The 2,096-nt window shown below is 40.2% G+C and carries 1 protein-coding gene; it reads right to left on the bottom strand.

All coding sequences use genetic code 11. The features are described from left to right. Positions 1–191: 191 nt before the first annotated feature. Positions 192–1,853: an IS1182 family transposase gene (locus tag BQ9893_RS21000; RefSeq protein ID WP_075967841.1), complete on the bottom strand. Its 1,662-nt coding sequence runs from the start codon at positions 1,851–1,853 to the stop codon at positions 192–194. Between the last annotated feature and the right edge of the window lie 243 nt (positions 1,854–2,096).

Here is a 2,096-nt window from a genome sequence, read left to right as displayed (position 1 = left end):
ATCTCCTATTCTACTTAATAATAATGTCTAATTTAGAGATGTTAATGGTATTAATTTGAGGCAATTATTGAAATTTGTGATTCAATTTATTTATGTGAGAAATAAATGGTTGTAAGTTCCTTAGAAGAGGTTGTGTCAAAACGTTGGCACAACCTCATTTATATTTTAAGTTCTGCTATATTTTCTTTTGGCTATGCTACTTTTTCCTCATGCATTTGGCAACAAGTTGCTATATTCCAATTATATCGGGTTATAAATAGTCCCATAAACATATATTTGGCAACTGTAATGAGCCCCTTTCCTTCTTTTATCAGTTTAGCACACATTTTTTTGATATTAAAGGCTATAGCAAAGAAAGCAAAGTCCATTGTAACCTTGTCTTCTCCCACATGCCGGAATCTTCTGTATGCCATGTTGTATTTCATTTGTCCAAACACCGCTTCTGGTTCTATACACCTCCTGCCTCTATGCTTGATACCTTCTTCTGAGAGCAATCTTTCCCGTGCCTGCCGTTTGTATTGATTTAATCGGTGGTTGACTTCTATAATACGGTTCCCCCGAGCTTTAAAACAACTGCCACGCAAAGGGCAACCTTCGCATCTTTTTGCTTTATACCGGGCACTTTCGGTGATGTATCCACTCGCTGTCTTGTCACGTTTGGTTCCTATACGGTTCATGTGCTGTCCCATAGGACAAACGTAATAATCCTCCCCCTCATTGTAATGGAGACTTTCGGCATGGAACGGGTTGGGAGTATAACGGGGACGCTGTTCTTTATGGAAGTAATTGTACTTGATGAAGGCTTCTATCCCATTCTCCTGCATGAACCGGTAATTTTCTTCCGAACCGTAACCGGAGTCTGCCACGCAGATATTCGGTAAACGGTTATAGCGGTACTGGAAAGAGTGGAAAAAAGGTATGAGGGTCAGTGTATCGGTAGGGTTGGGAAACAGACGGAAGTCTGTGATAAATTGGTTTTCAGTACCTATTTGCAGATTATATCCGGGTTTGGTCTGCCCGTTCTTCATGGCATCTTCTTTCATGCGCATGAATGTGGCACCAGGATCGGTCTTGGAATAGGAATTACGTTCTCCAAGGGTATCAAGGTGATTGTCATATTCTATCAGCTTGTCACGATACCCTTCAAGTTCCCTGACCTGCTTCTTCTTTTTGCGCAGGGCTTTCTTTTCTTCCTTATCCTTTGTTGCAGGCTGGCGTTCCAGGGCTTCTTTAAGTTCATCCACTATGTCAGAGAGCTTGCAGGAAGTAAACTCCACGGATGTGTCTTTTATAGAGTTCTCCTGTGCAATGGTTTCATCCACCTGCTCCAAGAGAATACGGATTTTATCCATTAGTCTCGTACGGTTCCGTTCGACTGTCTTGCGCCAGACAAAAGTATATTTGTTGGCTTTGGATTCAATCTTAGTACCGTCGATATACTCCACATCAAGGCTGATGAAGCCTTTATCGGCAAGGACAAGAACCAACTGGGTAAATACATTATTTATTTCCTCCTTTACACGGTTACGAAAACGGTTGATCGTGATAAAATCCGGATGCTCATTACCGGCAAGCCAAATATAATGAATGTCACGAAGAAGGTGCTTCTCTATTTTACGGCAAGAATAGATATTATTCATGTAGGCGTAGATTATCACCTTAAGCATCATTTTAGGATGATAAGGACAACGGCCCGTTTCCTTATAAAGCTTCTTGAAACTCTCAAGATTGAGGTTGTCAATAACAGCATTCACGATGCGAACCGGGTCGTTCGCAGCTATGTTTTCATCAATTCTTTGTGGAAAAAGAACGGTTTGGTTGGGAATGTAAGGACGAAAATGTAACTTTGCCATAACGAAAAACTTTATGCCTAAAGATACGAAAACTTTGGGTAATAACAAAGCCCGGGCTTGAGAAAGTCTGGGCTTTGCGCATAAAAAAAGGCTGTGTCAGCATTTTGACACAACCTCTGGAGTCTATTTTTATTCATTTGAAAGTATAATAACTTTGTCCTTAAGCTTGTTCTATTTAACGAAGCTAATATTTATGAAAATAGTCAGATTTAAAACTGTAGGAGGAAAATCATTAGTCATGAT

Origin of the sequence: Parabacteroides massiliensis (genome assembly GCF_900155425.1) — a bacterium.
GTDB lineage: Bacteria > Bacteroidota > Bacteroidia > Bacteroidales > Tannerellaceae > Parabacteroides > Parabacteroides massiliensis.
This window is presented reverse-complemented; position numbering and strand designations above follow the sequence as displayed.